This is a genomic window from Agrococcus sp. Ld7, from assembly GCF_045064095.1.
Taxonomy (GTDB): domain Bacteria; phylum Actinomycetota; class Actinomycetes; order Actinomycetales; family Microbacteriaceae; genus Agrococcus.
In genome coordinates this window covers 326,539-333,621 of sequence record NZ_JBISGY010000037.1, presented here as the reverse complement: position 1 = coordinate 333,621, position 7,083 = coordinate 326,539, and the positions used below count along the sequence as shown (strand labels likewise).

Sequence of the window (7,083 nt, the reverse complement as noted above, 5' to 3'; positions counted from 1 at the left end):
GGCGGGTGGGGCCGGAGACGACGAAGGCCCCGCCGGAGCGGGGCCTTCGTGCGAGACGGATCTCAGATGGTCGTGACGTCCACCGGGATGCCGGGGCCGAAGGTCGTCGAGACCGTGGCCTTGGTGATGTAGCGGCCCTTCGAGGACGACGGCTTGAGCCGCACGATCTCGTCGAGCGCGGCCTGGATGTTGTCGGTCAGCTGCTCCGCCGAGAACGAGGCCTTGCCGACGATGAAGTGCACGTTCGAGTGCTTGTCGACGCGGAACTCGATGCGACCACCCTTGATGTCCGTCACGGCCTGCGCGACGTTCGGGGTGACGGTGCCCGTCTTCGGGTTCGGCATCAGGCCGCGCGGGCCGAGCACCTTGCCGAGACGACCGACCTTGCCCATGAGCTCGGGGCTCGCGACGGCCGCGTCGAAGTTGGTCCAGCCGGCGGCGACCTTCTCGATCAGGTCGTCGGAGCCGACCTCGTCGGCGCCGGCCGCGATGGCGGCCTCAGCCGCGGGGCCCTGCGCGAACACGATGACGCGAGCGGTCTTGCCGGTGCCGTGAGGAAGAGACACGGTTCCGCGGACCATCTGGTCAGCCTTGCGCGGGTCGACGCCGAGCTTCAGCGCGACCTCGACGGTCGAGTCGGTCTTCGCAGAACCCGTCTCGCGTGCGAGCGTGACGGCGTCGCCTGCCGTGTAGGACGAGTCAGCGTCGATCTTCGCCGCCGCGGCCTTGTAGGCCTTGGACTTCTGTGCCATGTGATGCTCCTGAATCTTCAGTTCGCGGTGCGCGCCTGGCCGGCGCTCCCACTGGATGAGCCGTGCGGCTCGGGTGTCGAGAGGATCAGCCCTCGACCGTGATGCCCATGGAACGGGCGGTGCCGGCGACGATCTTCTTCGCGCCTTCGAGGTCGTTCGAGTTGAGGTCGGGCAGCTTCTGCTGCGCGATCTCCTCGACCTGCGCCTGCGTCAGCTTGCCGACCTTCGTCGTGTGCGGAACGCCGGAGCCCTTCTTGACGCCTGCGGCCTTCTTGATGAGCTCTGCTGCGGGCGGGGTCTTGAGCACGAAGTCGAACGAGCGGTCCTCGTAGACAGTGATCTCGACCGGGATGACGTTGCCGCGCTGGTTCTCCGTCGCGGCGTTGTACGCCTTGCAGAACTCCATGATGTTGACGCCGTGCTGACCGAGCGCCGGACCGACCGGCGGGGCGGGGTTGGCGGCGCCGGCCTGGATCTGCAGCTTGATCAGACCCGTGACCTTCTTCTTGGGTGCCATGTCTCTTCCTTCTTGGTGTGTTGCGGTCGCGGGCTCGCCTGTGGAGCCCTGAGCCGCATCCAGCCCACTCGGGGGCTAGAGCTTGCTGACCTGGCCGAAACCGAGCTCGACCGGAGTCTCGCGCTCGAACAGGCTGACGAGCACGGTGAGCTTGCGGCTCGCCGGCTGGATCTCGGAGATCGTGCCCGGGAAGCCCGCGAACGAGCCCTCGGTGATCGTGATGGTCTCGCCGACCTCGAAGTCGACCTCGACCGTGAGCTGCGTCGGCTTGTGGTCGGGCGTGGACTTCTGCTGCTCGGCGAGCTGCTCGTCTGCGATGGGCTTCAGCATGGTGAAGGCCTCATCGAAGCGCAGCGGCGCCGGGTTGTGCGCGTTGCCCACGAAGCCGGTGACACCGGGCGTGTGGCGCACGATCGACCAGGTGTCCTCGTTCAGCTCCATGCGCACCAGGACGTAGCCGGGGATGCGCACGCGGTTGACCCGCTTCGCCTGGCCGTTCTTGGTCTCCAGCACGTCCTCGGTCGGAACCTGGATCTCGTGGATGCCGTCGATCTGCATGTTCTCGGCGCGCGAGGCGATGTTCGCCTTGACCTTCTTCTCGTACCCCGCGTACGAGTGGATGACGTACCAGCGACCCGGCTTCATGCGCATCTCGCGCTTGAAGTCCTCATAGGGGTCGGTCGCCGGCTCCGCCGGCTGCTCGTCGGCGGGAACGAGGTCGTCGAGGGCCTTGTTCAGCTCGATGTCGAGGTCGTTGACGTCAGACACGTATCCACTTCTCCTTCACGTCTCGAATCGGGCTCAGACCAGGCCGAACAGCGGCAGGTCGCCGAACATCCAGCCCACGAATGCGCCGAACACAAAGTCGAGCCCAGACACCAGGAGCATCATGAAGACCACGAACACCAGCACGACGAGCGTGTAGCGGATCAGCTCCTTGCGCGTCGGTGTGACGACCTTGCGGAGCTCGATCAGCACTTCCTTGAGGAAGGCGACCAGGCGCGCGAACGGGTTGCGAGAGGCGGCCTCGCGTGAGCGGGGTGCCTCCTCGATCGCGTTCTCAGCCACAGTGACCCTTCGTCTGTTCAGCCCGGCGAGTGCCGGAGCCCGTCAGGCTCCGATCCTGGAGCCTCGAGCAGGGCGGACAGGACTCGAACCTGCAACCTGCGGTTTTGGAGACCGCTGCTCTACCAATTGAGCCACCGCCCTGGGCTGGTGGTGCCCCACACCCTCGTGCACCCGGAGGCACGCGACAGCATGGCAGTCGTCAACCACCAAGGGAACAGCATACTTCGACTCGGACACGCCTGTCCACTTGACCGCGCGTCCCGGTCGCGCGCGGGAGGAACTGTCTCGCGGTCGCGCCGCACCCTAGGGTGTTGGTGTGAACCGCATCGCAGCGCGCATCGCCGCCATCAACGAGTCCGCGACCTTGAAGGTCGATGCCAAGGCCAAGTCGCTGAAGGCCGCTGGCCGCGACGTGATCTCCTACGCCGCGGGCGAGCCCGACTTCGCCACGCCGCCGAACATCGTGGAGGCCGCGCAGCGTGCGCTCGCCGATCCCAAGAATTATCGCTACACGCCTGCGGCCGGCCTGCCGGTGCTGCGCGAGGCCGTCGCGGCGAAGACGCTGCGCGATTCGGGGCTGCAGGTCGATCCCAGCCAGGTGGTCGTCACCAACGGCGGCAAGCAGTCCGTGTACCAGGCGTTCCAGACGATCCTCGACCCGGGCGACGAGGTGCTGGTGCCGACGCCCTACTGGACCACCTACCCCGAGGCGATCGCGCTCACCGGCGCAACGCAGGTCGACGTGTTCGCGGGCGCCGACCAGGGCTACCTCGTCACGGTCGACCAGTTGGAGGCCGCACGCACCGACCGCACCAAGGCGCTGCTCATGGTCAGCCCGTCGAATCCCACGGGTGCCGTGTACTCGCCCGAGCAGGTGCGCGCGATCGCCGAGTGGGCGGACGCCCACGGCCTCTGGGTGATCAGCGATGAGATCTACCAGAACCTCACCTACGACGGCGAGCGGGCCGTGTCGATCGTGGAGGCCCTGCCCGCGATCGCCGACCGGGCCATCCTCGTGAACGGCGTGGCGAAGACCTATGCGATGACCGGATGGCGCGTGGGCTGGATGGTCGGCCCGGCCGACGTGATCAAGGCGGCCGCGAACCTGCAGTCGCACCTCACGAGCAACGTGAACAACGTGGCGCAGCTCGGCGCCGTGGAGGCGCTGAACGGCCCGCAGGACGCCGTCGCCGAGATGCTCGCGGCGTTCGACCGACGGCGCCACACGATCGTCGACGAGCTGTCGAGGATCCCCGGCCTCTCGGTGCCGACGCCGAAGGGCGCGTTCTACGTCTATGCAGATGTCTCCGAACTGCTCGGCCGTGAGTGGGGAGGCGTCACACCCAGCTCGAGCCTCGAGCTCGCCGACCTCATGCTGGAGCAGGCCGATGTGGCAGCGGTGCCCGGCGAGGCATTCGGCCCGTCGGGCTACCTCCGGTTCTCGTACGCGCTCGGCGACGACGCGCTGCTCGAGGGCGTGCAGCGCCTCCAGCGCCTGTTCGGCACCAGGTAGCCGGGCAGCACGCCGCGACCGAAGCGTGACGGCCCGCTGGAGCGCACAGCCCGCTGGCGCGCACAGCCCGCTGGCGCGCACAGCACTCGTGCGTCGCTGAACCCTAGATGTGCTGGGCGTAGGCCTTGAAGCGCTCGAGCAGCATCGGCCAGTCGGCGTGCTTGCCGCGCGCCTCGCTGTTCGAGTCGTTCCAGCCGCTGTGCACCAGGCGCACCTCGGTGCCGCCGTGCGGCAGATCCTCGAACTCGACCGCGATGGTGGTGACATCGCCGTGCTCGGTGAGCCGCAAGGTGTGTGCGAAGTGCGAGCCCGGCACCGCCTCCTGCACCTCGCCCCACACGCGCTCCCGGCCGTCGCGCGCGTGCTCGACGATGCGCCCGCCCTCGTGCGGCTCGACCTCGATGTGCTCGAGCCCGGCGCTGTAGCCGGTGAGCCCGGGACGCCACCACTCGGTCATGCCGTGGACGTAGGCATCCCACGCACGGTCACTGCTCACGGCCACAACGATCGAAGATTCGATCGGTGACGTCAGATCACGGTCTTCAGGCTGGTCAACCTCGTGCTGCTCCATCGCACCCCCAAGCCTCGACTCTCCCATGCTCACCTGCATGGATCAACCGTCCAAGACGTCGGCACCGCCAACGACGTGCTCCTCGCCGTCGAGCTCTTGGAAGATCGTGAGCTGCAGCTGCGCCGGCGCATCGAGGCGCGCGTTGAGCGATCGCCAGGGCGTCTCGACGGGCGAAGCGACCAGGGTCGCACCCGCACCCTCCAACCGTCGCGTGACCCCGGCGGCATCCTCGACCTCGAAGGCGACGCGGATGCGCGGGCTCGGCTGGCCGCTCGCCTCCACCTCGTCGATCATGCGCTTCTGCGCCGCGTTGGCAAGCTCGAGCGTTGCGCGGCCCGCGTCGAGGATCGCGACCCTCGCATCCCCGTCGCCCTGGAACGCCGCGATCTCGGGCAGCCCGAGCGCGTCGCGGTAGAAGGCGAGCGCCTGGTCGATGTCGTCGACCTCGACCACGAGCCGCAGCTGTCTGGGTGCGTCTGTCATGGTCACCGCAACGCGACCGCGCCGCGGTGCATTCCGGTGGCGGTGCGCCCGCCGAGCGCCGGCTCGGTCGCTGCGCTACAGCGGCAGATGCACGAGCACCGGCTCGGGCACGAGGTGCACGCCGAACTGGTTCTCGACGCGAGCCTGCACGAAGCGCGCCAGCTCGGCCACCTGCTCCCCCGTCGCGCCTCCGCGGTTCGTGAGCGCGAGCGTGTGCTTCGACGAGACCGCTGCGCGGGAGCCCGGCAGCGCGAAGCCGCGCGCGATGCCCGCGTGCTCGATGAGCCACGCAGCCGAGAGCTTCACCTGCGGCACAGGCCGCTCGAGCGACGGCAGCGCGTCGAAGGCTGGCGTGTCAGCGTCCAGTGGCAGCACGGTCGCAGCCAGACGGGGCGCGACCGACCATCGCGGCGCGTCTGCCGGCAGCGTGTTGGCGAAGCGCGCGGAGACGATGGGGTTGGTGAAGAACGAGCCGGCGCTCACGGAATCCGGATCGTCCGAGAGCACCATGCCCTTCGATCGCCGCAGCTCCAGCACCGTCGCTCGCACGTCCTCCAGCGGCACGCGCGTGCCGAGGTCGACGCCCAGCGCCGTCGCGAGCTGCTGGTAGGCCACCGGCTGGCTGCGACCGTCGGGCGCACGGTGCAGGCGCAGGTCGACCGACAGCACGATGCCGGAGAGCAGCCCCTGCTTGATGGCCGAGTCGCGGTACCCGAGACGCAGCTCCGATGCCGGCACCCGGCGAACCTGCAGCGTCTCGCGCTCGAGCAGCTCGATACCCACCAGGGTGGAGGCGATCTCCTGACCGTAGGCGCCGATGTTCTGGATGGGCGCCGCGCCGGTCGAGCCGGGAATGCCGCTCAGTGCCTCGAGGCCCGCGAGCCCATCGGCGACGGTCTGGGCGACCAGCGTCTCCCACGGCTCGCCGGCCTCGACGCGCAGCACCACGGTGTCGTCGACCGGTGGCTCCTCACCCGCCGGACGTCGCGGCGGTTCCGCAGCGGCCAGGGTGCGGATGCCGCGAGTGGCGACCTGCAGCACCGTGCCCTCGAAGCGCTCCGAGCCCGCGACCGTGTTGGAGCCGCCACCGAGCACCAGCAGCGGGGTCTCGTCATCATCGACGGCGTCGGCGTATGCGGCTTCGATGGCCTCGCGCGTGGTCGCGACGGCCCAGTGCTCCGCCTCGCCGCCGACGCGCATGGTGGTGACGTCGGCGAGCGTGCGGGGCGCGGGAGCGGTGTCGAGGGCAGGAGGGTGCATCGGAGCGGTCATCGATCGGTCGCGACGATGACCTGTGCCTTGCCGAGCACGGTCTTCTCGTCGAAGGTGACGGTCAAGTCGATGCGCGCGGTGCCCTCGCCGAGCTGGCCGACGGTGGCGAGCACGTGCAGGCTCGCACCGGCATCCGCATCGACGACGACGGGGCGCGTGAAGCGCACCTGATAGTCGAGGATGCGCGCGGGCCCCGCCCAGTCGACGACCGGCTGCACAGCGGCACCCATCGTGAGCATGCCGTGCGCGAGCACGCCCGGCAGCCCGACCGCGGCCGCGACGTCGTCACGGTAGTGGATGGCGTTGAAGTCACCGGAGGCTCCCGCGTAGCGCACCAGGCTGTCGCGCGTCAGCTGCAGCTCGCGCTCGGCGACCACCAAGCCGACCTCGAGCTCGCCGAGCTCATGCTGCGTCTGGCCCATCATGCCTCCCCCGCCACCACGAGCGATGAGGTGGCCGTCACCACGTGGCTGCCAGCGGCATCCGTCACCTCGGTCTCGCAGGTGACCATGTCGTTGCCCCCCAGCGAGCGCACGCGCGTGACCGTCAGCTGCGCGGTGAGCTCATCGCCCGCGACGATCGGCCTCGTGGCGGTGAAGCGCTGATCGCCGTGCACGATGCGCTCCAGCACGATGCCCGCCGCCGGGTCGTCGAGCAACTGGTTCCAGGTGAGCTGCTGGATGACGATCGGGAAGGTGGGCGGCGCGATCACGTCGGCGTGGCCGGCTGCCCGGGCGGCGTCGACATCGTGGTGCTGGGGATGCGTCGCCAGCACGGCGCGCGCGAACTCGCGCACCTTCTCGCGACCGACCAGATAGGGCGCCGTGGGCGGGTACTGCCTGCCCTGGATCTCTGGGTTCACTGCCACCCGCCCAGCCTAGCGAGGGCGGTGAGCGGAGCCTGGAAC

General features: G+C 69.2%; 9 protein-coding genes, 1 tRNA gene and 1 pseudogene. 1 reads left to right on the top strand and 10 read right to left on the bottom strand.

Annotation, left to right across the window (positions count from 1 at the left end; genetic code table 11):
* Positions 1-62 precede the first annotated feature (62 nt).
* The 5 genes and pseudogenes from rplA to ACJJVL_RS14110 all read right to left on the bottom strand — a co-directional run bounded on the left by rplA (position 63) and on the right by ACJJVL_RS14110 (position 2,478).
* Positions 63-752, bottom strand: a complete 690-nt coding sequence (rplA, locus tag ACJJVL_RS14130) for a 50S ribosomal protein L1 (RefSeq protein WP_405219694.1) — start codon at positions 750-752, stop codon at positions 63-65.
* Between the two features lie 85 nt (positions 753-837).
* A complete protein-coding gene (gene rplK / locus ACJJVL_RS14125) occupies positions 838-1,269 on the bottom strand; it encodes a 50S ribosomal protein L11 (RefSeq protein ID WP_405219691.1) in 432 nt (143 codons plus the stop codon).
* Positions 1,270-1,344: 75 nt separating this feature from the next.
* Positions 1,345-1,950: pseudogene (gene nusG / locus ACJJVL_RS14120) on the bottom strand (transcription termination/antitermination protein NusG); the annotation flags it as partial.
* 120 nt (positions 1,951-2,070) lie between these two features.
* Positions 2,071-2,337, bottom strand: a complete 267-nt coding sequence (gene secE, locus ACJJVL_RS14115) for a preprotein translocase subunit SecE (protein ID WP_405219688.1) — start codon at positions 2,335-2,337, stop codon at positions 2,071-2,073.
* A 68-nt stretch (positions 2,338-2,405) separates the two neighbouring features.
* A tRNA-Trp gene (locus ACJJVL_RS14110) sits at positions 2,406-2,478 on the bottom strand.
* A gap of 175 nt (positions 2,479-2,653) precedes the next feature.
* Between ACJJVL_RS14110 and ACJJVL_RS14105 the strand changes: the two genes are divergently transcribed.
* A complete protein-coding gene (locus tag ACJJVL_RS14105) occupies positions 2,654-3,850 on the top strand; it encodes a pyridoxal phosphate-dependent aminotransferase (protein WP_405219685.1) in 1,197 nt (398 codons plus the stop codon).
* Positions 3,851-3,953: 103 nt separating this feature from the next.
* On the opposite strand, the gene ACJJVL_RS14100 is transcribed toward ACJJVL_RS14105, so the two are convergent.
* The 5 genes from ACJJVL_RS14100 to ACJJVL_RS14080 all read right to left on the bottom strand — a co-directional run bounded on the left by ACJJVL_RS14100 (position 3,954) and on the right by ACJJVL_RS14080 (position 7,044).
* Entirely contained in the window at positions 3,954-4,346 is a 393-nt protein-coding gene (locus ACJJVL_RS14100) for an SRPBCC domain-containing protein (RefSeq protein WP_405219682.1), read from the bottom strand.
* Between the two features lie 117 nt (positions 4,347-4,463).
* A complete protein-coding gene (locus tag ACJJVL_RS14095) occupies positions 4,464-4,904 on the bottom strand; it encodes a VOC family protein (RefSeq protein ID WP_405219681.1) in 441 nt (146 codons plus the stop codon).
* A 75-nt stretch (positions 4,905-4,979) separates the two neighbouring features.
* Positions 4,980-6,164 (bottom strand): UDP-N-acetylmuramate dehydrogenase, encoded by a 1,185-nt coding sequence (locus ACJJVL_RS14090; RefSeq protein ID WP_405219679.1) that lies wholly within the window; start codon positions 6,162-6,164, stop codon positions 4,980-4,982.
* Positions 6,165-6,172: 8 nt separating this feature from the next.
* On the bottom strand, positions 6,173-6,601 hold the full coding sequence (locus ACJJVL_RS14085) for a MaoC/PaaZ C-terminal domain-containing protein (protein ID WP_405219677.1): 429 nt from the start codon (positions 6,599-6,601) through the stop codon (positions 6,173-6,175).
* Positions 6,598-7,044, bottom strand: coding sequence for a MaoC family dehydratase N-terminal domain-containing protein (locus ACJJVL_RS14080; protein ID WP_405219675.1), 447 nt, complete (start codon positions 7,042-7,044; stop codon positions 6,598-6,600). The genes ACJJVL_RS14085 and ACJJVL_RS14080 overlap by 4 nt, the downstream gene beginning before the upstream one ends.
* Positions 7,045-7,083 lie beyond the last annotated feature (39 nt).